Here is a 25,186-nt window from a genome sequence, read left to right on the forward strand (position 1 = left end):
TTGGCGATGAGCAACCCACCACGGCGGCCAAGCGCTTCACCAGCGAGACTACCACCCCGACGACGGGCGCCACCAGCGTGCCTGAGGTGACCTTCAACCTGCGGTATCCGGGGCAGTACTTTGACGCGGAGACCAAGCTGCACTACAACTACTTCAGGAGCTATGACAGCAGGACGGGGCGGTATACGCAAGGGGATCCGATTGGGCTGGACGGGGGGTGGAATCGGTTTGCCTATGTGGATGGGAACCCTCTATCACAGGCCGACCCAACTGGATTGGCTCCGAATGTTAAACGTGCCAGTTGCACAAAACTCGATCTACAGGTCTGTGATGCAAAGTGTGGCTCTCGGGAAAAAGTACAGGCTTGTTATGTTCAGAATATCCCGCGTTGGAAGAAATACGATCCAGTAACAGGGCAAAAGGATGTGGACATGGAGCGACAAGTTAACTGTGCTTGCAAAGATGAAGAGCCTGTGTGTGGAAAAACATGTCAAACACTTATAGTGGGCGGACTCATTATTCTTGGCTCCTGCCTTGCTGGGCCTGTTGGAGGTGTACTCGGAGGGCTCGCTGGAGCGGCGCAATAAATTCAGCACGACGACGTAGAAAGAAGATATGGATGTCAATTCCCTCGAGATAGGGGCAACTTATTATCGAATTGCTTTTGCCGACGTAGCTCAAACGATGCCTAGCATAGAACCGTTGGTGTACGCCGGAGTTAACATATTCAATCTACCCTCTGGCAGGTCCGATAAGTATTATTTCCAGGATGCGGTCTCCGTCGTAAAGTTTGGTTTGGGTATTCAGTTGGGGCAAGAAGTGCAACCCGCCGCCGAGACGTCGGATCTGAGTCCGACGAGTCATGAGGGGCGTGTGTACTCGGCTCACGAGGCAAGAGAGATAGGTGAGGTGATAGTTGATCTTCAAGCTCTTGCTATTGAAATTAATTGCACGCTCAAACGAGCCAAGGAGTTGCGCTTTCCGAAGCTATCGAAGGCGAAAGGAAAGTGGGTCTAGCGAACCCTGCGCAGACCGTCGCGACTGGGCGTCGGCTCCAACACCGGCCAGGGAACCGACACCCCCAGACCAAATACGCCCACAACGGCCTGGGCCAGCGCGTGTTCAAGACCGAGCCGCTGTACAGCAGCGCAGCGGCCAAGCCCGCCAGCACCAAGACCCTGGCCAACCTGCTGGCCGATGACGATGAAAGCGATGGCAAAAACAGCCAGGAGCAACCCGGCTTCATCGAACAGTTCAAGGCCTTCCTCTCCAAACTCTGGAGCCCGGCCACCAGCGATGCAGAAAAACTCGGCTGGAGCTACGTGTACGCAGAAGACGGCACCCTGCTGGGGGAATACGGCTCGGGCGGCGCCAACAGCGCAGGCACGGCCCAATACCTGTACCTGCCCACTGCCTCAGGTCCTATGCCCATTGCGGCAGTGATCAAGGGTCAGACCTATGCCATCCACAGCGACCACCTGAACACCCCGAGAAAGCTCACGCAGGCAGACGGGCAGGCGGCATGGCAGTGGGAATACAGCGCGTTTGGGGATGAGCAACCCACCACGGCGGCCAAGCGCTTCACCAGCGAGACCACCACCCCGACGACGGGCGCCACGAGCGTGCCTGAGGTGACCTTCAACCTGCGGTATCCGGGGCAGTACTTTGACGCGGAGACCAAGCTGCACTACAACTACTTCAGGAGCTATGACAGCAGGACGGGGCGGTATACGCAGGGCGATCCGATTGGGCTGGATGGAGGGTGGAATCGGTTTGGGTATGTGGGGGGGGATCCGCTCGGTTTTATTGATGTATTTGGTTTGCAAAAGACGGCCGATGAAATGTTAGGCCCTGACACCAAAGACGGTCCTCGGCCACTTGACTACCCCATAACGCCCAAACGGCCATTTATTCCCCCTCCACGTCCTCCGCAGCCGCCGAGTGATCCTGACCCTTGGCCAGGTCCCGACGATGCGAAAGGTCAATGCATCAGGCTATCAGTGCAATGCAGGCAGCAGCGTTGGACCGGCAATTGCAATGCTTGTGAGATGAAATGCATCGCACAAGGCGAATGGCCATTCCGCGGACCTGCCTCATGCCGACCTCGGAAGAATCAAAATCAATGCGCAGCACCAGGATTTGAATGACTAATACCGATGAATTAATGGGTTGGCTTCACAATATGGCAGAACGCTCGGCAAGCGAATTAATAGACCATTTTGATGAAAAAGATAGATGCTCGCTTTCTAAACTTGTAGAGCAGTGTGTGCCGGTCCGGCTGGTGCCGGATGACTTAAATGCGGAGGAGTTTGCTGATTGGATTCATGGCTTAAAAGCTAGTGAAAAAGAATGGAATCGGAATTTGGGAGCTAGAATATTGAAGGCTGAAAATCTCTCAGAGGGTGGTGATCGTGCAAAAGGGGCAGAGTGTTTGGCAGAATTTGCACAGGAATGCCCTTGGTTGCCGCTAAGGGAAATTGCACAGATTGAGGCTGCGCGGCTTCGTAAAGAGTAGTTGTTGAATTCCACTGTTGATGCTTCGAATGCATATTGGAAGTTAATTGCCAAGCGGTTGCCGGAGTACGCATCTGGGGGGGACTCGTGGCCGAGACGCTGGCCATGCTAAGGCTGAACCACAACTGCAAGATGCACTCCGAGTTGGATCTGCACTCTCAGTTAAAATTTTTTTGGTTCGTATTAATAGTAGCCACTTGATTTTTAAAGAAGTGGATGTGGTTATTTGGCTTTCATTTTTGGATTATGTGGCTTTGAAATTGATTTGCCATATTGGAAATAAAAGAATGCAAAAACTATTTTATGGTGCATCCGAAGGCGATATTTTCAAAATTTAGTTTTGATCTATGTAGGGCATTGGTGTTGGTAGGCCTGGTCGGGCTTATCAAAAATACAATTAAGACTCTGAATGCGGAAATTGGAATATAAAAATAGATTCTGTCTTGGATGGAAAGATGGAAGTGGTAGCTCGATATTTGCGCTGGGATTACAAAGACAACTCGCGGGTTGATGAGGGGTCGCGAAAAAGGCCCTGGCATCACTGCCAGGGCCTTTTGCATTTCAGAGCCAGACACGCGCCTGGCCAGGTTCATCGTGACGCTCAGGCCGCCTCAGCAGCATCCGCCCGCTGCAGCTGCAGCGCCTGCACTGGCGTGAGATACGCACGCCCCGCAAACGGCCCGAGTTGCAGCGGCCCCAGCGCTTCCACCTCCGGCTGTGTCTGCGCCTCCGGCTGCTGTTTGGCAGCATCCACCAACCGATTCAATACGAGCTTCATGCGGTGCATCTTCACGTCGTCCACATGGCGCTCCACCTCGATGTCATCCGGCACATGCGACAGCAGCGCCATCGCCCGAGAAAGCCCGTCCTCAGACGCCGCAAGGGCCTTGAACACCTCCACCCGCGCATAGGCCGCATACGCGTTGTCGTGGGCTTGCGCAAAGGCCTGCGCAGCCCGTGATGCGGCGACGCGGCTGGGCAAGGCTGTGCGCTCCGAATCAGCCAGCGCCTCGCGCAGCTCTTCGGCGATGGCCAGTGCATCGTTCTTCTTGAACAGCGCTTCCTTGACCGGCTTCGTCTTCTCATAGCCCGAAGCCGCGAGCACTGCCTTGAACTCCTGCGTTGCCGCCTCGCCCGCCGCTTCATACGTGGCGATCGTATTGGCCGCATGCGATCGCGTTTCCGACGGTGGGCCGTGCAGGGTTGTTGAGCCCAAGAGGCAGACGCCAAGCGAGAGCACATAAAAAAAGTCCGCAAGAGCCTGAACCCTTGCGAACTGTGTGTTTGGTCCCCTCGACAGGAATCGAACCTGTATCTAGCGCTTAGGAGGCACTCGTTCTATCCATTGAACTACGAGGAGAGAGCAACCGCGCATTGTAGGGGCTGTGCGGCGCGGTTTCTGGCGGGGCGGCTCTACCGTGCCTCAGTCGTACTTCATGGTGTAGATCAAATCCACCGCGCTCTTCTCCCCCGTCTGGCCGCGCAATGTGAGGCGGCGGGACAGGTCGTAGAAGATGTACAGCGTGCCCAGCGTGCCCGACAGGCTGCGCTCGTACGTCACATACAAGTCCTTGGACAGGCGCTTGCCGAAGGTGAGCGCCGCGCCCGTGGCATCTTCGCCCGCGCCGGGGCCCTTGAAGCCGATCTCGTCCAGGCCCACGCGGTTGGCGATGTTGGCGGCGGTGTTGTTGCCGCCACCGCCACCTCGGCCCAGCAGGGCCAGGGCGGCTTGCTGCAGCACGGCGGCCTCGGCGCCGCCGGCGGCGGCGTTGCGGCCCAGCACCACCCACGACAGCTTTTCGGCGTCGGGCAGTTCGGGGTCGGAGTACAGGCGCACGCGCGGGGCCTGGGCGCTGCCGCTGACCTGCACGCCCGCGCGCACGCTGATGTTGGGGCGCAAAGCCAGGATGTCGAGCGACGGGTTGTTGTACGGGCCGTTGAAGCGGATGAGGCCGGTCTCCACGTCCAGCATCTGGCCCCAGGCGCGGTAGCGGCCTTCTTCGGTGCGCACTTCGCCGGTCACGCGCGGCGGGGCGCCGGCCACGGCGCTGCTGCGGATGTCGACCTCGCCGGTCAGCCGTGTAGTGATGCCGTGCCCGTGCAGCGCGAAGTCGCGGCCCAGGTTGAGGGTGATGGCGATGTCGGGCGGCTTGGCGGTTTCGGCCTGGGCGGCCACCTGGTTGGCGCGGGCGGCGGCCTGGGCCTTGGCCTGGTCTTCCTTGTCCTTGGCGGCAGAGCGCACGACTACGTCCGAGCCCAGGCTGGGCGCGCTTTCGTCGGGCAGGATGATGGTGGCGCGGTCGGTGGTCAGCTTGCCGCGCAGGCTGATCTGGCCCTGCTGCAGCTGGGCCTGCAATTGGCCCGACACGCTGATCTGCCGGTCTGCGCGCACTAGCACCTGCAGGGCCTTGGCCTCGGCCTGCATCGACATGGCGATGCCCGACATGCCGTTGCCCGCCTGGCCCCAGGTGATGCGGCCCGTGCCGGTCAATGTGCCGCCATCCTGCGGCGCAGCAGTGCGGTTGCCGCTGAATCCCGCGATGCGGGCCCCGCTGCCGCGCCCGCCCTGCAGGCGGAACTCGGTGATGTCGAGCTGGTTGCCGCTCAGCGCCGCCCGCAGGCGTCCGGCTTGCAGGTCCACGCCGTCGACCACAGAGCGCACGGCCAGTTCGTCCGCCCCGAGCGTGCCGGCCCAGCGGGGCACGTCGCGTGTGCCCGACAGGGTGGCGCTGGCATCGAGGGTGCCGCGCACACGCCAGCCAGGCGGTGCCAGGGCGGACCACACCCCGACGTCCGGCAGGCGCGCACGCAACGTGCCGGCCAGCGGTGCATCGGCGGCCCAGGTGATGGCCGCAAGGTCGGTGCCGGCCCCTGCGCTGCTGCTGTTGCTGTTGCCCAGCGTCAGCCGGGTGCTGGCGCTGGCGTCTATCTCGCCGGCACGGTCACTGGCCCAGGCCAGGCGGGCGCGCAGGGCGTCGCCTTGCAGGTCCACCGAGATCTCGGCTTGCCGCACGCCGGCCGGCGTGCCTGCCGCTGGCTTGGACGTGGCCTCCGTCGCGATCACGGTGGTGGCTCCTGCTCCGGCACCTTGGCCGCTGCTTTGCACGGCAGTCACGGCGGTAGGGTCGCCCGCCAGAATGCGCAGGTCGCCGCTGGCGCGGCGCAGGCTGGCGCTGGCGCGCAGGGGGTTGGCCGTGTCCAGGTTCCATTGGCCGTCGAGCAGCAGGGTGCTGGCCAGGCCCATGCGGGCCAGCAGCGGTTGCATGGGGCGGCCCGCCGCTGCCGGGGTGCCGCCGATGCCCAGTGCGTCTACCCAGGCCAGCGGCAGGCCTTGCAATGTGCCCTGGGTCTGCAGCTGCAAGGCTGCTCCGGTGCTCACACGCACGGGCTGCCAGCGCAGCACCACGGCGCCGGGCTCCGGGCCGGTCAGCCGGGCCTGGCCTGCGGAGGTCTGCAGGGTCAGGGCGGACGCGGGGGACGTTGGTGTGTTGGTGCTGCGTTGGTTGTTGGCGCGGGCGGTGGCGCCGGCCGTGCTGCCCGCACCCGAGGCTGTGGTCACGGTCACGGACAGGGGTTCGGCCAGCTGCAGCGACCAGGGGCCGGGCCGCTGGGCATCCTGTGCCTGCACGCGCAGTTCGCTGATCTGCGCGCGCCACTGTGCGGGGGCCGCCAGGCCGCCGGACAGCCGGGCCTGCAGGCTGGCGCGCTGCATCTGCTGGGCCTGGCTGGCGTTCAGGCGCGCTTCGCCGTCCAGCGACAAGGCGGCCTGCAGCACGTTGCCCGACAGCTCGGCCTTCACGCCGCGCAACTGCAGGGCCAGGGGCCGGCTGCCCGCGTCCTTGGATGGGGGCAGGGCCAGGTCGAATTGCGATGTGGCCAGCGTGGCCTGCAGCTCGAAGGTGTCTTTGCCTGCAGGCATTGCGCCGCCGCTACCTGCGGCTTTCAACTGGCCTGCCAGCGTCTGCCAGCCGCCCTTCCAGCGCGACGTCACCGAGACGGCGCCTTTGCCAGACGCGCCCTGCAGGGTGGCCTGCACCGTGCCGCCCACCCACGGCAGGCCGGCGAGCCAGCGCTGGGTGGCATCCGCATCGGTCCACTGCAGTTGCAGGTCGCCAGCGCCGCTTGTGGGCGCAATGCTGCCCTGGGCGCGTGCCGTGGCGCCGGGCACGGTCACCGCCAGCTGGCCCTGCACGGCGGGGCCAGCCAGGGCGATACGCAGGTCGGTGGCCTGGGCGCGTGCCTGCAGGGCGTCGAGCAGCAGGCGGTCCAGCTGCACGGTGCCGCCTCCGGGAGCGCTGTTCGCAGCCGCTGGTTGCCAACTGCCCTGCGCGGCCAGCGTCTGGATGCTGAGCAGCGCGGGGCGGCCCTTGGCCCCCGCGCGTGCGGGCACCAAGGCAGCGCCGGTGGCGCGGATGTCCGCGTTGAAGCGCACCTTGTCGCCCTGCGTGTTCGCGCTGATGCGGCCTGCCAGCGGCACGGCGGCCATGGCGGTGTGCAGCAGGTCGGGGCGCAGGTTGCGCAGTTGCGCCTCGCCCTCCACGGCCTGGGTGGACGGGGTGAAGTGGCCTTGCAGCGTGGCCGTGCCCTGGCCTGCGGTGGCGACGGCGCTGGGCACGGACCAGCGCGTGCCGTCATAGGTGGCCTGCGCCTGCAGGGCGGACAGGGGCAGTCGGCCTTGGTCCCACGGGCCGGCCAGGTCGTTCTTCAGTTCCGCCCGCAGGGCCCAGCCGGTGGTCGGGCCTCCAGGAGCGCTCGGAGCGTTGGGGGCCGTGCCGGGCGCGGGAGGCTGCGGGGCGCCTGGCGTGGTGACTGCCACGGGCCCGGCCTGCACGGTGCCGTGCAGCAGTGTGCGGGGGGCCTCGGGCCACAGCGCGGCCAGGTCTGCCGCGCGCAGTGCGGCGATGGCAGCCAGCAAGGGCTGGTCGGCCCAGGGCGTGAGGGTGGCGGCCAGGTCGGCCTGCATGGGCGCTGCCGGGGGTGGGGGCGATGCTTGTTCGCGCCGGGTTGCGCTGGCTACGCTGGCTGCGCGGGATGCTGTCTTGCTGGCGGCCCGGGCGGTGGGTGGTGTGGCGGGTGCTGCAGCAGGCGGGGCCGACGCGGCAGAAGCTGCGGAGGCCGGTGGTGCGACGGGCGCGGCTGCGGGGCTGATGCGAGCCTTCAGTTCCAGTTGCGCGGCAGCGGTGGCCAGCGTGCCTTGCAGGGTGGCATGCGCGCCCAGGTGCAGCGGCGCGCCGCCGCCGGGCACGGCCGTCTGCACGGTACCGTCCACCGTGGCCGCCAGGGCCATGGGCGCGTCGGCCTGCAGAGTGGCCTTGGCGCTGTAGCGTCCCTGCGCCAGTTCGACCTGCTGGATGTTCAGGCGGTGCTCGCTGCCGTCGTAGCGGTAGTCACCCTGCAGGCCCAGCACCTGCACGCTCTGCGGGCCCGCCCATTCGATGGTGTCCACGCGAAAGGGCGCGCCGATCTGCAGTGGCAGCCGCAGCTGCATGAGCGGTTCGCGCGGTTCGGTGCTGGGCGGCGCATCGGCGGCTGGTGTGATCTGCACCCGCGCGGCGTGCACCTCGCCCAGCTCCAGACGACGGTGCAGCAGGGGCATGAGCTGCCAGCCCAGTGCGATGTCGTTCACTTCCACCGAGAGTGCCGGGCTGCTCCAGCGCAGCCAGCCGATGCGCCCACCACCGCGCAGCGAGCCGCTGACATCGCGGCTCTCCAGCTGCTGGCCTGCAGGCAGGTACTGCGCGGCACGTGCCAGGGCGGCTGCCAGCGATGTGCTGCTGCCGGCCCACCACCACAGCGCTGCAGCCGCTGTGATGAACAGCGCCACCAGCGCCGCGAGGAACCAGCCCAGGCCGCGCAGCGCGCGGTGCGCCTTGCGCCGCTGTGGCGGCTTGTGAGATGACGAGCCGGCGCTGAAGTCCGATGACCTGGCGCGTGGCGACGCCGGAGCTGGCGGCGGGGTGGCGTCCTGGGTGGCCATCAGAAGCTGAACCCCAGCCGCAGGTGCACCCGCACCTCCTTGGTCTTCACACCGTAGGCCAGGTCTGCCTGCAGCGGGCCCACGGGGCTGCGCCAGCGCACGCCCGCGCCCACGCCGACGCGCGGGTCCAGGTCGCCCGCGCGGTCGGCCACGGCGCCTGCATCCACGAACACGGTGCTTTCCCAGTCGGTCATCTCGCCCTTGTAGACGATGGGGCGCTGCCACTCGACGCTGCCCACGGCCATGTAGCGGCCGCCATACAGCTGGCCGTTGTCGGTGCGGGCGCCGATGCTGCGGTAGCCGTAGCCCCGCACGGTGGTGTCGCCACCGGTCAGAAAGAGCTGCGTCACGGGCACCTGGGCGCCGTCGCGCGCCAGCACGGCACCGGCCTCGGTGCGCACGGCGATGCGGGCATTGCGGCCCTGGCCGGCATCGTCCTGCACGCGGCCTGCGGGGATGAAGGTCTGCCAGCGCACGAGCGTACGCACGAAGGGGTCGCGCTCGGGCCGCAAGGTGGTGCCCAGCCCCAGCTCCACGGCGATGCCATGGCCCCGCGTGGGCGCGGTCATGTTGTTGAAGTAGCGGCCCGTCCAGCCGTAGTTGACGCTGACGGCGGTACCCGAGGGCGGTGCGCCCGCGCCCTGGCTGTTGGCGTAGTCGTACTGCAGGAAGTAGCTGCGGTCGATGGCCTTGGTGCTCTTGCTGCGGCCCGAGCGCAGGCGGCCGCTGTTGGTCTCGAAGTCGCCCGTGTCCTCGCGCTGCACCTGGCCGCCTGCGAACCAGCGCCAGCCGTTGGTGTCGGGCAGTGCCGTCCATTCGGTGCTGGCCAGTTTCGTCTCGCGGTCGAGCGACAGCTTGCTGACTGCGCGCCAGCCGATGCCGGGCAGCTTGTTGTGGATGTGCTCCAGCGACAGGCGCGCGCCGCTGTCGGTGGAAAAGCCGGGGCCGAACACCAGCTTTTGCAGCGGCGCCTCGCGCACCTGGGCCACCACGGGTGCGGCCTGCGGGTCGGTGCCTTCGGTGTCGAGCGTGAGGAACACAGCGTCGTAATACCCGCTGCTGGCCAGGCGCAATTGGGCGTCCAGCAACTCGGCCTCGTCGTATACCGCGCCGGTGGGCAGGCGCGCCAGGCGCCGTGCGCCGTCGGGGTCATAGCGCTCGCTGCCCTGCACGCGCAGGGGGCCGAAGCGGTAGGCCGGGCCGGGGTCGTAGGTGACGCTCAGCTTTGCCTCGTGCTTGTCGGCGTCGATCTCGGCGCGGCTGTTGGCGATGCGGGCAGTGGGGTGGCGGCGGGCCTGCAGCTGGCGCAGGCCATCGGTCTTGGCCGAATCCCACGCCGACTGCGTGAACGCCAGGCCCGGCGACAGGGACCAGTTGCGCTGCACGCGCTGCTGCTGGCGGGTGGTGGCCTTGGCGTCTTCGGGGTCTGCTGCGGGGTTGCCCGAGAAGTCGATGTCCGCGCTGGCGATGTGGGTCTGCGGCCCGGGCTGTACGGTGACCACCACGGTGCGCGGCGCGGCCTTGGAGTCCGGCGTTTCGGTCAGCTCGACAGTGATGGTGGGGGCGAAGTAGCCCAGGGCGCCCAGCAGCTCGCGTGCGTTGGCGTCGGCCGCGCCCAGCAGGCGCTGAAGCTCGCTGGCATTCACGTCGGGCAGGTTGCGAAAGCGCTGCAGCTCCAGGTGCCGCTGCAGCGTGCCGCGCACGGTATCGGGCGCGCGCACTTCGACCGCGAACGAGGGCGATGAAGACTCTGCAATGACCGGCGACGTGCCCGATGCGTTGTCGCCCTCGTCCTTGTCGACCCCGGGCCGCAGCATGCTGCAGCCTTGCAGGCCCAGCACGCCAACAAGCAGCAACGCCGGCCACAGGGCCGGCGTTGGGGAGATGGCGGTGGGGCGCAGGGGGCTGAAAGGCACGGTGGGCAAGGGAGTGTGGGGCGTCCGGGGCGTCAAAAACGGCGTTTCAGGTGTCTTGCACGCCGCACCTGCACCTTGTTGGTGCCCTGACACTATGCCCTGAAAGTTTGGCGGTCCTTGTCAGACAGCTTCGCTCACTGTGCCCCCGCGCACAGTGCCTGCGGTTCTACTTGGACAGCAGGCGCATGGTTTCTTCCAGCCCCTTGAGCGACAGCGGGTACATGCGGTTGCCCAGCAACTGCTGGATGATGCTGATGCTCTGGCGGTACTGCCAGACGCCCTGCGGCTCGGGGTTGATCCAGGCGTGCTTGGGAAAGGCATGCGTGAGGCGCTGGATCCATTCGGCGCCCGCTTCCTCGTTGTTGTACTCCACGCTGCCGCCGGGTTGCAGGATCTCGTACGGGCTCATGGTCGCGTCGCCCACGAAGATCAGCTTGTAGTCGCGGTTGTACTTGCGGATGATGTCCCAGGTCGGGAACTTCTCGGCGAAGCGGCGCCGGTTGTTCTTCCACATGAAGTCGTACACGCAGTTGTGGAAGTAGTAGAACTCCAGGTGCTTGAACTCTGTCTTCACGGCGCTGAACAGCTCTTCCACGCGCTGGATGTGCTCGTCCATGGTGCCGCCCACGTCCATGAGCAGCAGCACTTTCACGTTGTTGTGCCGCTCGGGCACCATCTTGATGTCCAGGTAGCCGGCGTTGGCCGCCGTGCTGCGGATGGTGTCGGGCAGATCCAGCTCCAGGTCGTGGCCTTCGCGTGCGAACTTGCGCAGGCGGCGCAGGGCCACCTTGATGTTGCGCGTGCCCAGCTCCTGCTGGTCGTCGTAGTCCTTGTAGGCGCGCTGCTCCCACACCTTGACGGCGCTCTTGTTCTTGCCCGCGCCGCCGATGCGAACGCCCTGCGGGTTGTAGCCGCCGTGGCCGAAGGGGCTGGTGCCGCCGGTGCCGATCCACTTGCTGCCGCCCTCGTGGCGCTCCTTCTGTTCTTCCAGGCGCTTCTTGAGCGTCTCCATCAGCTCATCCCAGCCCATCTTCTCGATGGCGGCCTTCTGCTCGGGCGTGAGCTCGTTCTCCAGGATCTTGCGCAGCCAGTCGGCGGGCACTTCCTTGGTGAAGTCGGCCACCATCTCCACGCCCTTGAAGTAGGCGCCAAAGGCCCGGTCGAACTTGTCGTAGTGCTTTTCGTCCTTGACCAGGGTCAGGCGAGAGAGGTTGTAGAAATCGTCCAGGCTCCAGGCGTCGTCCGAGCGGGGTCCCACCACGCCCGCCTGCAGGGCTTCAAGCAGGGTGAGGTATTCCTTGACCGACACCGGCAGCTTGGCCGCGCGCAGCGTGTAGAAGAAGTCTATGAGCATGTTGTGGGCTCCTGGCGCTTGTCAGGTCTGCGTATGGCGCTCTAAAAGATATAGCAACTGCGCCTTGGCTTCGGGCCACTCGCCAGCGCGCATGCTGTACATCACCGTGTCGCGGATGGTGCCGTCGCGGCGCAGCGCGTGGCCGCGGATGACGCCGTCCTTCCTGGCACCCAGGCGCTCGATGGCGCGCTGCGAGGCGAAGTTGTAGTTGTCGGTGCGCCAGCCCACCACGTGGCAGCCCAGCATGTCGAAAGCATGGCCCATGAGCAGCAGTTTGCAGGTGGTGTTGACGTGGCTGCGCTGCACGCTCTGGCGGTACCAGGTGTAGCCGATCTCCACTCGGCGCACGGCGGGCACGATGTCGTGGAAGCTGCTGGAGCCCAGCACCTGGCCGGTGGCTTCGTCGATGACGGCGAAAGCGAAGCGGTGGCCTTCGTCGCGGCCTTTCAGGGCGGTCTCGATGTAGGCGCGCGTGTCCTGCGGCTCGGGAACCGAAGTGATACGCAGCTTCCACAGCTCGCCGTCGGCTGCGGCCAGGCGCAGGCCTTCTTCGTGCGACAGTGCCAGGGGCTCCAGGCGTACGCCGCGGTCGGTCAGGGTGACGGGTTCTACAAAGGCCATGTTGCTGTCTTTGCGGTTGTTGCCTTCAAGCGTGCGTGCCTCAAGCCACTCAATCTTTGGTGCGCTCGCGGCGGCTCTTCTGCCAGCGCCGCGCCGCATGCAGGCCCAGGCCGCCGCCCAGGCCCACCAGGGCAATGCCCAGCAGCGCCTTGGTGCCGTAGCCGGGGGCAAAGATATCGAGGCCCAGCCACTGGCCGATCCAGAAGCCGGCCAGCGCGCCGCCGACGAAACCGATGGCGTCGGCAATGCCGTCGAGCAGCGAGGGAGTGGGCGGGGTGGGCTGGGTCATGGGGGCTTGTTCAAGTGGGTCAACTGAAGGCCTGCCGCCGGGCTGCGTCAGGGCGGGCCAGCCCAATTTTTGGGGGGAGGGCAGCGGCCCGTGGAACGGCGGAGCGTGGCGGTCAACGATTCCTTTGGTTCATGAACACCAGCTTCTCGAACAGGCTCACGTCCTGTTCGTTCTTGAGCAGCGCACCCACCAGTGGCGGCACGGCCACCTTGTTGTCGGCGCTTTGCAGTGCGGTCAACGGAATGTCTTCGGCCACCAGCAGCTTGAGCCAGTCGAGCAGCTCACTGGTCGAAGGTTTCTTCTTGAGGCCGGGGAGGTTGCGCACGTCGTAGAAGGTCTTCATCGCGACGGAAAGCAGCTCGCTCTTGAGCGTGGGGAAGTGCACGCCCACGATCTGGCGCATGGTGTCGGCCTCGGGGAACTTGATGAAGTGAAAGAAGCAGCGGCGCAGGAAGGCGTCGGGCAGCTCTTTTTCATTGTTGGAGGTGATGAACACCAGGGGGCGGTGCTTGGCCTTGATGAGCTCGCGCGTCTCGTAGCAGTAGAACTCCATGCGGTCGATCTCGCGCAGCAGGTCGTTCGGAAACTCGATGTCGGCCTTGTCGATCTCGTCGATCAGCAGGGCGACGGGACGGTCGGCCGTGAAGGCCTGCCACAGCACGCCCTGGACGATGTAGTTGCGGATGTTCTTCACGCGTTCGGCGCTGTCGCCATCATTGAGCTGGCTGTCGCGCAGGCGGCTCACGGCGTCGTATTCATACAGGCCCTGCTGCGCCTTGGTGGTGGACTTGATGTGCCATTGCAACAGTGGCATGTCCAGCGCCTGGGCCACTTCCTCGGCCAGCATGGTCTTGCCGGTGCCGGGCTCACCCTTGATGAGCAGTGGGCGCTGCAGGGTGATGGCTGCATTCACGGCGAGCATCAGGTCTTGGGTGGCGACGTAGTTCTGGGAACCTTGGAATTTCATGAGGGAAATCACCGGATCGTTGATGGATGGGGCTTGACAGGCGCTGGCTATAATCTGCTGTTGATCAGATCCCCAGAGCTGACTGAACTTCCACGAGATTGTGCGCGCAAAATGAACAAAACGCTGACCACGCTATTCGCCCTGGCTGTCGCTTCCGTGACCGCCGTCTCCCATGCCCAGGAAGCCAAAGGCGACGTGGAAGCAGGCAAGCAAAAGATCGCCATGTGCATCGGCTGCCACGGCATTCCGGGCTACCAGGCCAGCTTTCCGGAAGTGCACAAGGTGCCGATGATTTCGGGCCAGAGCGCCAAGTACATCGCAGCTGCGCTCACCGCCTACCAAAAGGGCGAGCGCAAGCACCCCACCATGCGCGGCATCGCCGATTCGCTGTCTGAAAAGGACATCGCCGACGTGTCTGCCTACTACGAGCAGCATGGCAAGACCGGTGCTGAGCTTCCCGCCAAGCCCGGCCGCGAACCCAGCGTGCAGGTGGCCGAGTTGCTCAAGAAGGGCGCCTGCGTTTCGTGCCACGGCGACAACTTCGCCAAGCCCATCGACCCGTCCTACCCCAAGATCGCAGGCCAGCACGCCGACTACCTTTTCGTGGCCTTGAAGTCGTACAAGGCCGAGAAGAACCCCAATGTGGGCCGCAGCAACGCCATCATGGGCGGCGTGGCCAAGCAGTTCACCAATGCCGAACTCAAGGCGCTGTCCAATTACATCAGCGGCATCGACGGCGACCTGCATGTGGTGCCGCAATCGCGCTTTCGCTGATCGCAGCAAGACCCCGGCGATGTGATCGGTCACCCGCCGCAGCCAGAACAACCCGCCACGCACTGGCGGGTTTTTTCATGCCTGCGTCGATGACGTCGACGATGGTGTGGGCAGCGAACCCGTGCCGTCGCCGTCCAGCGAACGCACCGACAAGTCCATCTCCTGCAGCAGCGCCGGGCGGCCGAACCAGTACCCCTGCGCGCTGGCGCAGCCCATCTCGCGCAGGCGCTGCGCGGCGGCCTGTGTCTCCACACCCTCGGCCACCACGGTCACGCCGAAACCCTGCGACATGTTCAGCACGGCGGTGACGATGGCGGCGTTCTGCGGCGATTCGAGCAGGTTGCGCACAAAGCTCTGGTCCACCTTCACGCAGTCGAACGGCAGGCGGCTCAGATAGGCCAGCGACGAGTAGCCGGTGCCGAAGTCGTCGATGGCGATCTTCACGCCCAGCGCACGGATGCGCGCCAGGCGCTGGCCTGTCACCGCGTCGCCTTCGATCAGCACCGACTCGGTCAACTCCAGGGTCAGCCGCTGGGGCGACAGGCCGCTGGCTTCCAGCACCTGCTGCAGCGTGGCCGGGAAGTCCGACTGGATGAGCTGACGCGCCGACACGTTCACATGCAGGTCGAACCCTTCGGGCAGTTGCGGCAGCTGCCGCGCGATGTCCTGCGTGGCGTGTCGCAGCACCCAGGCACCCAAGGCGAGGATCAGGTCTGACTCTTCGGCCACTGCAATGAAAACGCCAGGCGGCACCATGCCGCGTGTCGGGTGCTGCCAGCGCAGCAGCGCCTCGGCGCCGCTCACGCGGCCGGTGGACAGCTCGATCACGGGCTGGTAGTGCACGAGGAATTGGTCCTTTTCCAGGGCCTGGCGCAGCTCACTGGCCAATCGTGCGCGCTCCTTCGATTGCTCTGCCATGGCGGGTTCGAACACCACGCACTGGTTCAGGCCGCGCCGCTTGGCCTCGCCCAGCGCGATGCTGGCGTTGCGCAGCCATTCGGGCAGGTTGTCGCCGCGCAGGTGCCCGCCCACTACGCCGACCGATGCGTGCACCATGACTTCGTCTGCTCCGGCGGAAAACGGCGTGGTGAACAGGGCCAGCACTGCCTTGGCAGTCTGCGCTTGCGACGCGGCATCGCCGCCGCTCAGGTGCAGCAGCGCGAACTCGTCGCCACCCAGGCGGGCCATGAGTACCGGCGCTGGCAGGCGGGCGCGCAGGCGCTCGCTGACGGCCTGCAGCAGGCGATCGCCGGTGCCGTAGCCCACGTTGTCGTTGATGGCGCGGAAGGCGTCCAGCCCCACTAGCGCGAGCACCGCCGGCTGCGGTTCGGTCCAACTGGCCTGTTCCAGCAGTCCCCGGCGTGTGAGCAACTGTGTGAGGCTGTCGTAGATGAGCAGCTCGCGCATCTGGTTGAACGAGCGCTGCAGCCGGTCCGCCATCTGGTTGAATGCGTGCACGAGGATGGTGGTCTCCAGCAGCGGGCTGCTTTTTTCGATGCCCGTGCTCCATTCGCCGCGTGCAATCCGGTTGGCGGCTTCGGCCGTCATGAGGATGGGGCGGGCGGCGCGCTCGATGACCCATAGCCCGAGGATGAGGCCCAGCACGGCGATGGCAGCGGTGGCCAGCAGCGCCCGGCGGTTGGCGCTGCGCGAGTCGCCCAGCAGATCGGATTCGGGCAGCAGCACCACGATGCGCCAGTCGATGCCGCGCGTGTCCGCATACGGCGTGACGCGGCCGAAGTAGTGCTCGTCCTGGTAGGTGAACCGAAAACCCGTGCCTGCCGCCGGGGGCACCTGCTGCTGAAGGTAGGGTCCTGCGGCGCGAATTTGCGGGCTTGCACTTTGTGCCACGGTCAGCCGCTCGCGCTGGCCGGAGGCGCCCAACTGGTCGCCGAGCGGCGCACCGGCCTCTGAATGCGCCACGATGCGGCCTTGCGCATCCGTGATGAAGATATGGCCCTGTCCGCGCAGAGGTTCCTCGCGCAGGAATCGGCTCAGGCTGTCCAGGCGCACGTCGGCCTCCATCACGCCCAGCAGTTGCCCCTGCGCCACCACGGGGGAGGCGGCGGAGATGGTCACGTCGCCACGCTCGCCGGCCGTGGTGTAGATCGGCGACCACAGCGCCTTGCCCGACTGCGCCACCGGGGCGTACCAGGGCCGCACGCGCGGGTCGTAGTTGGGAAACGCGGCGGCCACCTTGTCCGGCGTGTCGCCTTCGTACACGTTCATCAGGCCCCGCGTCGTGCTGTCCTTGAGGATCAGCCTAAAGCCCCCTGGGGCGCTGGCCTCGCGGCGGATGCCCGCGTACTCGCCGGCCTGGCTGCCGAAGCTCAGCAGGCTGATTTGCTGGTGTTCGGCGTAAAGCGACGAAAAGACGCCCTGCAGGTGCAGATACACAGGCTGGAGGTCCCCGGGGCGGTACAGGCCATGGCGCGCTATCGCATCGCCGATGCTGCGCTGGATGAGGAACGGCGCCTCCAGGAACTCGGCCAGGCGCCCGCGCGAAGTGTTGGTGATGGCGTCGAGCAGGCGCACGCTTTCCTGGTCGATGAGATCGGTGATCTGCCGGTGCTGCGTGACGGCCTGCAGTGCCACCGTGGCTGCAAACAGCATGGCAAAAGGCACGGCGATGGCCGTTCGCAGGGAGAGCTGAAATGCGCGCATCCGTGGGGGCTCCGTGGCCGGACTGTACGGACCGCACGCAAGGAGCATGCCGCGCGCAGCCAGGGTCGATGGGTCCTATGGATCCTACAGGTCCTTCAGGACCCATTGTGTGCGCCACCACGAAGAAGCCGCAAGCGCACCAAAAAATTGGCTCTACCGATGATGTTGTGCTGCAGCCTACGGCCAGGCGTGCAGCTCCCTGGTCCCGTGTGGCGACTGAGGGTTGCGGTGCCTGACCTTAGTCCTTGGTCGCGCGCCGCTGCACGCAGGCGATGTAGGCCTGGCCGTCGGGCGGGCGGCCCGCGCGCTGGCTTTCCCAGAGCATTTCGCCCAGGCAGTCCATGGCGGCGTGGTGGGCGTCGTGCAGCGAGTCCAGGCGCGCTGTCAACAGTTCGACGGCCTGGCGGATGCCGCGGGGCTGGTCGATGCTGCACTGCTCGCTGATCGACAAATGCATCGACAAATGGAGGAAGGGGTTGGTCTGGCCCGGGGTTTCGTCGTAGTTGCGGGCCACGGCCGCGTCGGCGTCGGACAGATCGGCATGGTATTCGGGGTGCTCGGCAATCCACAGGCTGGCCAGCGTCTCGATGGCTTCCATGGGGGCGCCGGCCTGGGTCTTGGTGTGCACGCCGCAGAGAAAGCGGCGCACGTCGGCTTGGGAGGGGCTGAACATGGGCCGGGAGGTTAGCACGCACGCCCCGGGCCCTGTGGGAGCAGGGTTGCCTGCAAAGCCGTTTTCATGCGAGCTTGCCGGCTGTTGCGGCGCGGCGCCGTCCTACGTGTCGCGACTGCGGCCGCTCCTACATTTGCGGTACGCAGAGAGGGCCGGGTCCGATCTGCCAGATTTCATGAATGGCCCGGTGTTTGGGAGAGAGTTTTATGACTGCAATGCGAATCACGGGTGTGCTGCTGCTGGTGCTGGGCCTCGCGGGCTTTCTGACCGGTGGCTTCAGCTTCACCAAGGACACCACGCAGGCCAAGCTGGGTCCGCTGGAGCTGACCGTGAAGGAGAAGGAGTCCGTGCAGATCCCTCAGTGGATGAGCCTGGGCGCGATGGTGTTGGGCGGCATGGTCCTGGTGTTCGGTTTTCGCAAGAACTGAGCCTGCGCGCAGAGTTTCACACCAGCCGACCGCGGGTGGGTCCCGCATGCGGCGCGCAGCGCCCCTGCGATCTTTTTCCGTCTGCCCTTGCTGCGCCCGTCAGCCGCGTGGCGCACCCATCATGCGCGAGATGGTGCGGGCCGCGCCCAGCAAGGCGGGCAGCAGCGTCTCCTGCATCATGGCCGCGCTGGTTCGATTGGCTTGGCCGCTGATGTTCAGGGCCGCGACCGTTCGGCCCGTGCGGTCGGTGAGCGGCGCGGCGATTGATATCAACCCTTCCTCCAGCTCCTGATTCACCAGGCACCAGCCCTGCTGGCGTGCCTCGCGGATGCGCGACAGCAGCGCGGGCAGTTCGGTGGTGGTGTGCTCGGTGAACCGCTCCAGCGGGTGCTGTTCCAGGCGCGCCTGCAGCTCAGCATCGGGCAGCCCGGCCAGCAGCACCCGGCCCATCGACGTCCACGGCGCGGGCAGGCGCGAGCCCACGCCCAGGTTGGTGCGCATGATCTTGTGCGTGGGCACGCGCAGCACATAGACGATGTCCAGGCCGTCGAGCACGGCGGCTGATGACGACTCGCGCACTTCTTCCACCAGGTCCTCCATGACCGGCTCGGCCAGGTTCCAGATCGGCAGCGACGACAAGTACGCAAAGCCCAGGTCCAGGATGCGCGGGCTCAGGCGAAAGAGCTTGCCGTCCGTCTCTACATAGCCCAGCGTCTGCAGCGTGAGCAGGATGCGCCGCGCGCCCGCGCGGGTCAGCCCGGTCTGCGCGGCCACTTCGCTCAGAGTCTGCGCCGGCCGGGCAGCGCTGAACGAGCGGATCACCTCCAGCCCGCGGGCGAACGACTGCACATAGCTGTCGCTGGGCTTGGGGTCTTTGGCGGGAAGCGTTTCCAGGTTCATACGGAGGCCCTCTATAATTCTTTATGCGAACATTTGTTCTATAAGCGAACAAATTCTAAACTGACTCCAGCAATCCCGAAAGCATTTCGATGATCAACAAACTGGCGGACTCTGTGGCCCAGGCCCTTGCGGGGGTGAAGGATGGTGCCACGGTGTTGATAGGTGGGTTCGGCACGGCCGGCATTCCCGGTGAGCTGATTGACGGCCTGATCGCCCAGGGAGCGAGCGACCTCACGGTGGTGAACAACAACGCTGGCAATGCCGACCAGGGCCTGGCCGCGCTGCTCAAGGCGGGCCGGGTGCGCAAGATCATCTGCAGCTTTCCGCGCCAGGTCGACAGCTACGTGTTCGACGACCTGTACCGCAGCGGCAAGCTCGAACTCGAGCTCGTGCCGCAGGGCAATCTGGCCGAGCGTCTGCGCGCGGCGGGCGCCGGCATCGGCGCCTTCTTCTGCCCCACGGCGCACGGGACCGAGTTGGCTGCCGGCAAGGAGACGCGCGAGATCAACGGCAAACACTACGTGCTCGAATATCCCATCCACGGCGATGTGGCGCTCATCAAGGCCGAGCAGGGCGACCGCTGGGGCAACCTCACCTACCGCATGTCTGCGCGCAACTTCGGCCCGGTGATGGCTACTGCCGCCAAGACCACGATCGCCACCGTGCACGAGGTGGTGGAACTGGGTGCACTGGACCCCGAGGCCATCGTCACGCCCGGCATCTACGTGACGCATGTCGTGAAGATCGACCGCACCGCCACGCAAGCCGGTGGCTTCAAAAAATCGGCATGAAATCGGCCTCTACCGCACAAGGATAAAGCGTGAGCAGCTATCAAAAGCGTAGTAAAGAAGACTTGGCGAAACGCGTGGCGCAAGACATCCACGATGGCGCCTACGTCAACCTGGGCATCGGCCAGCCCACCCTGGTGGCCAACCACATTCCTGCGGGCCGCGAGGTCATCCTGCAAAGCGAAAACGGCATCCTGGGCATGGGCCCGGCGCCCGCTGCGGGGCTGGAAGATTACGACCTCATCAACGCCGGCAAGCAGCCTGTCACGCTGCTGCCGGGCGGCGCGTATTTTCACCACGCCGACAGCTTCGCGATGATGCGTGGCGGCCACCTGGACATCTGCGTGCTGGGCGCATTCCAGGTGTCGGCCACGGGCGACCTGGCCAACTGGAGCACGGGTGAGCCCGGCGCCATCCCCGCTGTGGGCGGCGCGATGGACCTGGCCATCGGCGCCAAGCAGACCTGGGTGATGATGGACCTGCTGACCAAGCAGGGCGCCAGCAAGATCGTCACGCAATGCAGCTACCCGCTCACCGGTGTCGCGTGCGTGAAGCGCATCTACACCGATCTGTGCACACTGGCCTGCACGCCCGCCGGTCTGCAGCTCATCGACACCGTGCCCGGCCTGCCGCTGGCGGAGCTGGAGCAACTGGTGGGCCTGCCCATCCGCCCCGCCGCCGTTTGAATGCGTCATTTCGTCACCACACCCCATCCGTTCGGGCTGAGCCTGTCGAAGCCAGGGCGCTGTCAGCGCAGCCCTTCGACAAGCTCAGGGTGAACGGTGTGGGGACATTTCCACTGAGTCCATAGAAACGAGGAGACAAAACCATGAGCCAACAACGCCAAGCCTTCATCTGCGACGCGATCCGCACCCCCTTTGGCCGCTACGGCGGCGCGCTCTCCAGCGTGCGCACCGATGACCTGGGCGCCATCCCCATCAAGGCGCTGATGGACCGCAACCCCGGCGTGGACTGGGCGGCCGTGACCGACGTGCTCTACGGCTGCGCCAACCAGGCCGGTGAAGACAACCGCAACGTGGCCCACATGAGCAGCCTGCTGGCGGGCCTGCCCATCGACGTGCCCGGCGCCACCATCAACCGCCTGTGCGGTTCGGGGCTCGATGCCGTGGGCACCGCGGCGCGCGCCATCAAGGCGGGCGAGGCGGGCCTGATGATCGCGGGCGGTGTGGAGAGCATGAGCCGCGCCCCCTTCGTCATGCCCAAGGCAGAGTCGGCCTTCAGCCGTAACAACGCGGTGTATGACACGACGATTGGCTGGCGCTTCATCAACAAGCTGATGAAGGAAAAGTACGGCGTGGACTCCATGCCCGAAACCGCCGAGAACGTGGCCACCGACTTCGGCATCGAACGGGAGGCGCAGGACCGCATGGCCCTGGCCAGCCAGCTCAACGCCGTGGCGGCCATCAAGGCCGGCCACCTGGCACGCGAGATCGTGCCGGTGCACATCCCCCAAAAGAAGGGCGACGCCATCGTCGTCAGCCAGGACGAGCACCCGCGCGAGACCAGCCTGGAAGCGCTGGCCAAGCTCAAGGGCGTGGTGCGGCCCGATGGCACGGTGACGGCGGGCAATGCGTCGGGCGTGAACGACGGCGCCTGCGCGCTGCTGCTGGCAGACGAAGCCAGCGCCGCCAAGTACGGCCTCAAGCCCCGCGCCCGCGTGGTGGGCATGGCGGTGGCCGGTGTGGCGCCGCGCATCATGGGCTTTGGCCCCACGCCCGCCACGCAGAAGGTGCTGGCGCAGACGGGCCTGACCATCGACCACCTGGACGTGATCGAGCTCAACGAAGCCTTCGCCGCGCAGGGCCTGGCCGTGCTGCGCGCGCTGGGCATCAAGGACGACGACGCACGTGTGAACGCCTGGGGCGGCGCCATTGCGCTGGGCCACCCGCTGGGGGCCAGCGGCGCCCGCCTGGTGACCACCGCCGTCAACCGACTGCATGAACACGCCGGCCAGTACGCGCTGTGCACCATGTGCATCGGCGTGGGCCAGGGCATTGCGATCATCCTGGAGCGCGTGTGACCGTGGCGGATTCCAAAAGCATTCCTGTCACCGTCATCACAGGCGCGAGCAACGGCATTGGCCGCGCCATTGCCGAAGCCGTGCTGGCCCAGGGCCGCGCCGTGGTCAACCTCGACTACGTGCTACCGGCCTGGAGCCACCCGCAACTCACCTCGTACCAGGGCGACCTGACCGACGAAGCCTCGACCCGTGAGCGCGCTGCCGAGATTGCGGCCAAGCACAACGTCACGGCGCTGGTGAACAACGCGGGTGCCACGCGCCCCGGCACCATTGACACCGCGACCACCTCGCAGCTGGATGACGTGGTTGGCCTGCACCTGCGTGCGCCCATGCTGCTGGTGCAGGCTTTTCTGCCCACGCTGCGCGCCAGCGGTCAGGGCCGCATCGTCAACATGTCGTCGCGCGCCGCACTGGGCAAGGGCGAGCGCATCGTCTACTCCGCCACCAAGGCCGGAATGATCGGCATGACACGCACGCTGGCCATGGAGCTGGGGCGTGACGGCATCACCGTCAACGCCATTGGCCCCGGGCCCATCGCCACTGAGCTTTTCCGCCAGAGCAACCCCGACGGTGCGCCGCAGACGCAGCGCATCCTGAACAGCATCGCCGTGGGCCGCATGGGCACGCCCGACGATGTGGCGCGCGCGGCGCTGTTTTTCCTCTCGCCCGACAACGGTTTCGTGACGGGCCAGGTTTTGTATGTGTGCGGAGGCACCACGCTGGGCGTGGCACCTGCATGAGATGACAACCCCCTGAGTCGCTTCGCGCCTTCCCCCTTCTCTCGAATGGCTGCGCCACACCCTGTTCATGGGCACCGTGGGCACGCACGCGATCAACGCCGCGCTGTACAAGAAGATGCCCTTCGATCCCATCAAGGACTTCGCGCCGCTCACGCGCGTGGCCAACGTGCCCAATCTGCTGGTAGCCAACCCTGCACAGCCTTACAAGAGCGTGAAGGAGCTGATCGCCTACGCCAAGGCCAACCCCGGCAAGGTCAACTTCGGCTCGTCGGGCAATGGCAGCTCCATTCACCTGTCGGGCGAGCTGTTCAAGAGCCTGGCCAAGGTGGACATGGTGCACGTGCCCTACAAGGGCAGCGCCCCGGCCGTGACCGACCTGCTGGGCAACCAGATCGGCATCATGTTCGACAACATGCCCGAAGAATCTGCCCAAGGCCTTTTTGGGGACCCCGAAAAGGCCTTGGGCAGATTCTTTCCATCCAGCACGTGCGCAGCGGCAAGCTGGTGCCCATTGCCGTAACCACGGCCAAGCGCTCGCCGGAGCTGCCCAATGTGCCGACCATCGCCGAAGCCGGTGTGCCCGGCTACGAAGCCACCTCGTGGTTTGGCATGTTTGCGCCCGCCGGCACGCCCGCACCTGTGCTGGCCAAGCTCAACACCGCATTGGCGAAGGTGCTGAACCAGGCCGAGGTGAAGAAGAAGATCAACGAGCAGGGCGCCGAGACGTACAGCGAAACGCCCGAGCAGTTTGCAGCCTTCATCCAGGCCGAGTCGGTGAAGTGGGGCAAGGTCGTCAAGGAGTCCGGCGCGAGCCTGGACTGAGCTCCCCGGTCGATTGAAGCTACGATATTGATAGCTTCCAGCGCTTTCCCATCAAGCGCTGGAAGCTATTTTTCTTTCAGGGCCGGGTTATTGCACGCGGTACACGCGCCCCGTCTGCGCGCCTTCCACGCTGCGTTGGTAGGCGAGCGCCACGCGCGCCGCGGGCACGGGCTCGAAGCCCGGGAAGAAGGGGCCATACACACCCACCGACTCGGCCAGGACCGTGGGGCTTACCGCATTGATGCGCAGGCCGCGTGGCAGCTCGATGGCGGCTGCGGCCACGAAGCCCTCGATGGCGGCATTCACCGCCGTCGCATTGGCGCCATTGCGGATGGGCTCGACCCCGACGATGCCGCTCGTCAGCGTGATCGATCCGCCATCCTTCAGAACCTTCTGGCCGATGAGCGCCAGTTGCACCTGGCCCAAAAGCTTGTCCTGCAGGCCGATGTTGAACTGCTCGGCCGTCATCTCGGCCAGTGGGCCGAAATGCAGGTTGCCTGCGGTGCTGATGATTGCGTCGACATGCCCCACCGCCGCGAACAACTGAGCGACCGTGCCCGGCTGCGCAAAGTCCACGCGGTGCGTGCCGCTGCTGCGGCCTGCGGTGATCACGTCATGGCGTGCGCCCAGGTTGGCCATCACGGCCTGGCCGATGGTGCCGCTGGCGCCGATGAGAAGAATCTTGGACATGGTGTTTTCCTCGGTAGATAGGTGGGGGGAACAGACAGGCCTTGATTCTTTTAAAAATCAATCAATGCATAAAGTACATTGGTCTTCTTTTTGTACTAACCATTGATTAGGAATCGGCCCATGGACAGGCTGCGCAACATGGAAGTCATGGTGGCCGTGGCCGAGGCCGGCAGCTTTGCCGCAGCCGCCCGGCAACTGCAGATATCGGCGGTGATGGTGGGCAAGCACATCCAGCAGCTCGAAGCCTACCTGGGGGCGCGCGTGTTCCAGCGCAGCACGCGCCAGAACAGCCTGACCGAGGTGGGCGCCGCGTTCTACGAGGACTGCAAGCGCGTGCTGGAGCAGGTGCGCTGGGCCGAGTCCGCCGTGGAGCGCAGCCGCGCCGTGCCGCAGGGCCTGCTGCGCGTGAGCGCACCCTTCACGCTGGGCAGCCACGTCATCGCGCCGCTGGTGGCCGACTTCCTGCAGCGCCACCAGCAGGTGCGCGTGGACCTGCAGCTCACCGACAGCGTGGTGGACCTGGCGGGCGAAGGCTTTGATGCCGCGGTGCGCATCGGCAGGGTGGTGGACGAAGGCCTGGTGGCCCGCTCCTTGCGCCCGTACCGCATGGTGATCGCCGCCGCACCCGCCTATCTGCAGCGCCACGGCACGCCCGAGCGCGCGGCCGACCTGGGCCGCCACCAATGCCTGAGCCACTCGGTGTGGCAGCGCAGGGTGGAATGGACGCTGCGCGACGGCAGCGAACAGTTCTACTGGCCCGAGAACGCACGCCTCATTTGCAACCAGGGCGACGGCCTGCGGCAGGCGGCGTTGAGCGGCCTGGGCCTCATCATGCAGCCCGAGGTGCTGCTGGCGGCCGACCTGGCCAGCGGGGCACTCGTGCCGGTGATGCAGCACTGCCTGCCGGTGCCGCGCCCGGTGCACCTGGTGTATGCGCCCGACCGGCGGCAGTTGCCCAAGCTGTCGCGGTTTGTGGAGTACGTGGTGGAGCGTCTGGGTGCGCAAGAGAACTGAACGGCTTTGAAGTT

At 65.8% G+C, this 25,186-nt stretch carries 23 protein-coding genes, 1 tRNA gene and 1 pseudogene; 13 read left to right on the plus strand and 12 right to left on the minus strand.

The genetic code is table 11. The annotated features are described in order from the left end of the window. From KW835_RS25195 to KW835_RS25215, 5 genes are all read left to right on the plus strand, one after another. The coding region (locus KW835_RS25195; RefSeq protein WP_218387496.1) for an RHS repeat-associated core domain-containing protein at nt 1-587 on the plus strand (587 nt) is incomplete at its 5' end. Nucleotides 588-615: 28 nt separating this feature from the next. Next, entirely contained in the window at nt 616-1,017 is a 402-nt protein-coding gene (locus KW835_RS25200) for a hypothetical protein (protein ID WP_218387497.1), read from the plus strand. Nucleotides 1,018-1,118: 101 nt separating this feature from the next. Further along, the gene (locus tag KW835_RS25205; protein WP_218387498.1) at nt 1,119-2,147 is read left to right on the plus strand and encodes an RHS repeat-associated core domain-containing protein; all 1,029 of its coding nucleotides are present in this window, start codon (nt 1,119-1,121) and stop codon (nt 2,145-2,147) included. After that, nucleotides 2,144-2,515: a hypothetical protein gene (locus KW835_RS25210; RefSeq protein ID WP_218387499.1), complete on the plus strand. Its 372-nt coding sequence runs from the start codon at nt 2,144-2,146 to the stop codon at nt 2,513-2,515. The genes KW835_RS25205 and KW835_RS25210 overlap by 4 nt, the downstream gene beginning before the upstream one ends. Before the next feature lie 46 nt (nt 2,516-2,561). Next, the gene (locus KW835_RS25215; protein ID WP_218387500.1) at nt 2,562-2,852 is read left to right on the plus strand and encodes a hypothetical protein; all 291 of its coding nucleotides are present in this window, start codon (nt 2,562-2,564) and stop codon (nt 2,850-2,852) included. Between the two features lie 263 nt (nt 2,853-3,115). On the opposite strand, the gene KW835_RS25220 is transcribed toward KW835_RS25215, so the two are convergent. From KW835_RS25220 to KW835_RS25255, 8 genes are all read right to left on the minus strand, one after another. Then, on the minus strand, nt 3,116-3,730 hold the full coding sequence (locus KW835_RS25220; RefSeq protein WP_218387501.1) for a hypothetical protein: 615 nt from the start codon (nt 3,728-3,730) through the stop codon (nt 3,116-3,118). A gap of 69 nt (nt 3,731-3,799) precedes the next feature. Next, nucleotides 3,800-3,874, minus strand: a tRNA-Arg gene (locus KW835_RS25225). A 63-nt stretch (nt 3,875-3,937) separates the two neighbouring features. After that, nucleotides 3,938-8,491, minus strand: coding sequence for a translocation/assembly module TamB domain-containing protein (locus tag KW835_RS25230; protein WP_218387502.1), 4,554 nt, complete (start codon nt 8,489-8,491; stop codon nt 3,938-3,940). Next, nucleotides 8,491-10,308, minus strand: coding sequence for an autotransporter assembly complex family protein (locus KW835_RS25235; protein ID WP_255593943.1), 1,818 nt, complete (start codon nt 10,306-10,308; stop codon nt 8,491-8,493). Before KW835_RS25235 ends, KW835_RS25230 begins: the two co-directional genes overlap by 1 nt. Before the next feature lie 265 nt (nt 10,309-10,573). After that, on the minus strand, nt 10,574-11,761 hold the full coding sequence (locus KW835_RS25240; protein WP_218387503.1) for a VWA domain-containing protein: 1,188 nt from the start codon (nt 11,759-11,761) through the stop codon (nt 10,574-10,576). Nucleotides 11,762-11,782: 21 nt separating this feature from the next. Then, on the minus strand, nt 11,783-12,382 hold the full coding sequence (locus tag KW835_RS25245) for a GNAT family N-acetyltransferase (RefSeq protein WP_218387504.1): 600 nt from the start codon (nt 12,380-12,382) through the stop codon (nt 11,783-11,785). 49 nt (nt 12,383-12,431) lie between these two features. Then, complete coding sequence (locus KW835_RS25250) at nt 12,432-12,671, minus strand: hypothetical protein (RefSeq protein WP_218387505.1); 240 nt, start codon at nt 12,669-12,671, stop codon at nt 12,432-12,434. A 112-nt stretch (nt 12,672-12,783) separates the two neighbouring features. Further along, nucleotides 12,784-13,638: a MoxR family ATPase gene (locus KW835_RS25255; protein ID WP_218387506.1), complete on the minus strand. Its 855-nt coding sequence runs from the start codon at nt 13,636-13,638 to the stop codon at nt 12,784-12,786. Nucleotides 13,639-13,749: 111 nt separating this feature from the next. Here KW835_RS25255 and KW835_RS25260 point away from each other — a divergent pair, with 111 nt between their 5' ends. After that, a complete protein-coding gene (locus KW835_RS25260; RefSeq protein ID WP_218387507.1) occupies nt 13,750-14,412 on the plus strand; it encodes a cytochrome c in 663 nt (220 codons plus the stop codon). Nucleotides 14,413-14,487: 75 nt separating this feature from the next. On the opposite strand, the gene KW835_RS25265 is transcribed toward KW835_RS25260, so the two are convergent. Both KW835_RS25265 and KW835_RS25270 read right to left on the minus strand, forming a co-directional pair. Beyond that, nucleotides 14,488-17,076 (minus strand): bifunctional diguanylate cyclase/phosphodiesterase, encoded by a 2,589-nt coding sequence (locus tag KW835_RS25265; RefSeq protein ID WP_218387508.1) that lies wholly within the window; start codon nt 17,074-17,076, stop codon nt 14,488-14,490. Between the two features lie 238 nt (nt 17,077-17,314). Then, complete coding sequence (locus tag KW835_RS25270) at nt 17,315-17,749, minus strand: DUF1841 family protein (RefSeq protein WP_218387509.1); 435 nt, start codon at nt 17,747-17,749, stop codon at nt 17,315-17,317. Nucleotides 17,750-17,955: 206 nt separating this feature from the next. On the opposite strand from KW835_RS25270, the gene KW835_RS25275 reads away from it, so the two are divergent. After that, nucleotides 17,956-18,177 (plus strand): hypothetical protein, encoded by a 222-nt coding sequence (locus KW835_RS25275; RefSeq protein ID WP_218387510.1) that lies wholly within the window; start codon nt 17,956-17,958, stop codon nt 18,175-18,177. A gap of 99 nt (nt 18,178-18,276) precedes the next feature. Here KW835_RS25275 and KW835_RS25280 read toward each other — a convergent pair whose 3' ends face one another. Beyond that, complete coding sequence (locus KW835_RS25280; protein ID WP_218387511.1) at nt 18,277-19,077, minus strand: IclR family transcriptional regulator C-terminal domain-containing protein; 801 nt, start codon at nt 19,075-19,077, stop codon at nt 18,277-18,279. A gap of 89 nt (nt 19,078-19,166) precedes the next feature. Between KW835_RS25280 and KW835_RS25285 the strand changes: the two genes are divergently transcribed. From KW835_RS25285 to KW835_RS25305, 5 genes and pseudogenes are all read left to right on the plus strand, one after another. Continuing rightward, the gene (locus KW835_RS25285) at nt 19,167-19,868 is read left to right on the plus strand and encodes a 3-oxoacid CoA-transferase subunit A (RefSeq protein WP_218387512.1); all 702 of its coding nucleotides are present in this window, start codon (nt 19,167-19,169) and stop codon (nt 19,866-19,868) included. 29 nt (nt 19,869-19,897) lie between these two features. After that, nucleotides 19,898-20,551 (plus strand): 3-oxoacid CoA-transferase subunit B, encoded by a 654-nt coding sequence (locus tag KW835_RS25290; RefSeq protein ID WP_218387513.1) that lies wholly within the window; start codon nt 19,898-19,900, stop codon nt 20,549-20,551. Nucleotides 20,552-20,694: 143 nt separating this feature from the next. Beyond that, nucleotides 20,695-21,906, plus strand: coding sequence for a 3-oxoadipyl-CoA thiolase (gene pcaF, locus KW835_RS25295; RefSeq protein ID WP_218387514.1), 1,212 nt, complete (start codon nt 20,695-20,697; stop codon nt 21,904-21,906). Continuing rightward, entirely contained in the window at nt 21,903-22,646 is a 744-nt protein-coding gene (locus KW835_RS25300) for an SDR family oxidoreductase (protein WP_218387515.1), read from the plus strand. Before pcaF ends, KW835_RS25300 begins: the two co-directional genes overlap by 4 nt. A 55-nt stretch (nt 22,647-22,701) precedes the next feature. Further along, nucleotides 22,702-23,468: pseudogene (locus KW835_RS25305) on the plus strand (Bug family tripartite tricarboxylate transporter substrate binding protein); the annotation flags it as partial. A gap of 87 nt (nt 23,469-23,555) precedes the next feature. Here KW835_RS25305 and KW835_RS25310 read toward each other — a convergent pair. Continuing rightward, nucleotides 23,556-24,158, minus strand: coding sequence for a short chain dehydrogenase (locus KW835_RS25310; RefSeq protein WP_218387516.1), 603 nt, complete (start codon nt 24,156-24,158; stop codon nt 23,556-23,558). A 120-nt stretch (nt 24,159-24,278) separates the two neighbouring features. Between KW835_RS25310 and KW835_RS25315 the strand changes: the two genes are divergently transcribed. Then, on the plus strand, nt 24,279-25,172 hold the full coding sequence (locus tag KW835_RS25315) for a LysR substrate-binding domain-containing protein (RefSeq protein ID WP_218387517.1): 894 nt from the start codon (nt 24,279-24,281) through the stop codon (nt 25,170-25,172). Nucleotides 25,173-25,186 lie beyond the last annotated feature (14 nt).

The organism is Acidovorax sp. sic0104, assembly GCF_019219095.1.
In the GTDB taxonomy this organism is placed as follows: domain Bacteria; phylum Pseudomonadota; class Gammaproteobacteria; order Burkholderiales; family Burkholderiaceae_C; genus Acidovorax.

Excerpts from the sequence above, each read along its gene's own strand:
- KW835_RS25200 (WP_218387497.1), top strand. The coding sequence starts at position 616 with ATGGATGTCAATTCCCTCGAGATAGGGGCAACTTATTATCGAATTGCT.
- KW835_RS25210 (WP_218387499.1), top strand. The coding sequence starts at position 2,144 with ATGACTAATACCGATGAATTAATGGGTTGGCTTCACAATATGGCAGAA.
- KW835_RS25230 (WP_218387502.1), bottom strand. The coding sequence starts at position 8,491 with ATGGCCACCCAGGACGCCACCCCGCCGCCAGCTCCGGCGTCGCCACGC.
- KW835_RS25235 (WP_255593943.1), bottom strand. The coding sequence starts at position 10,308 with ATGCTGCGGCCCGGGGTCGACAAGGACGAGGGCGACAACGCATCGGGC.
- KW835_RS25240 (WP_218387503.1), bottom strand. The coding sequence starts at position 11,761 with ATGCTCATAGACTTCTTCTACACGCTGCGCGCGGCCAAGCTGCCGGTG.
- KW835_RS25245 (WP_218387504.1), bottom strand. The coding sequence starts at position 12,382 with ATGGCCTTTGTAGAACCCGTCACCCTGACCGACCGCGGCGTACGCCTG.
- KW835_RS25250 (WP_218387505.1), bottom strand. The coding sequence starts at position 12,671 with ATGACCCAGCCCACCCCGCCCACTCCCTCGCTGCTCGACGGCATTGCC.
- KW835_RS25255 (WP_218387506.1), bottom strand. The coding sequence starts at position 13,638 with ATGAAATTCCAAGGTTCCCAGAACTACGTCGCCACCCAAGACCTGATG.
- KW835_RS25260 (WP_218387507.1), top strand. The coding sequence starts at position 13,750 with ATGAACAAAACGCTGACCACGCTATTCGCCCTGGCTGTCGCTTCCGTG.
- KW835_RS25265 (WP_218387508.1), bottom strand. The coding sequence starts at position 17,076 with ATGCGCGCATTTCAGCTCTCCCTGCGAACGGCCATCGCCGTGCCTTTT.
- KW835_RS25270 (WP_218387509.1), bottom strand. The coding sequence starts at position 17,749 with ATGTTCAGCCCCTCCCAAGCCGACGTGCGCCGCTTTCTCTGCGGCGTG.
- KW835_RS25275 (WP_218387510.1), top strand. The coding sequence starts at position 17,956 with ATGACTGCAATGCGAATCACGGGTGTGCTGCTGCTGGTGCTGGGCCTC.
- KW835_RS25280 (WP_218387511.1), bottom strand. The coding sequence starts at position 19,077 with ATGAACCTGGAAACGCTTCCCGCCAAAGACCCCAAGCCCAGCGACAGC.
- KW835_RS25285 (WP_218387512.1), top strand. The coding sequence starts at position 19,167 with ATGATCAACAAACTGGCGGACTCTGTGGCCCAGGCCCTTGCGGGGGTG.
- pcaF (WP_218387514.1), top strand. The coding sequence starts at position 20,695 with ATGAGCCAACAACGCCAAGCCTTCATCTGCGACGCGATCCGCACCCCC.
- KW835_RS25310 (WP_218387516.1), bottom strand. The coding sequence starts at position 24,158 with ATGTCCAAGATTCTTCTCATCGGCGCCAGCGGCACCATCGGCCAGGCC.
- KW835_RS25315 (WP_218387517.1), top strand. The coding sequence starts at position 24,279 with ATGGACAGGCTGCGCAACATGGAAGTCATGGTGGCCGTGGCCGAGGCC.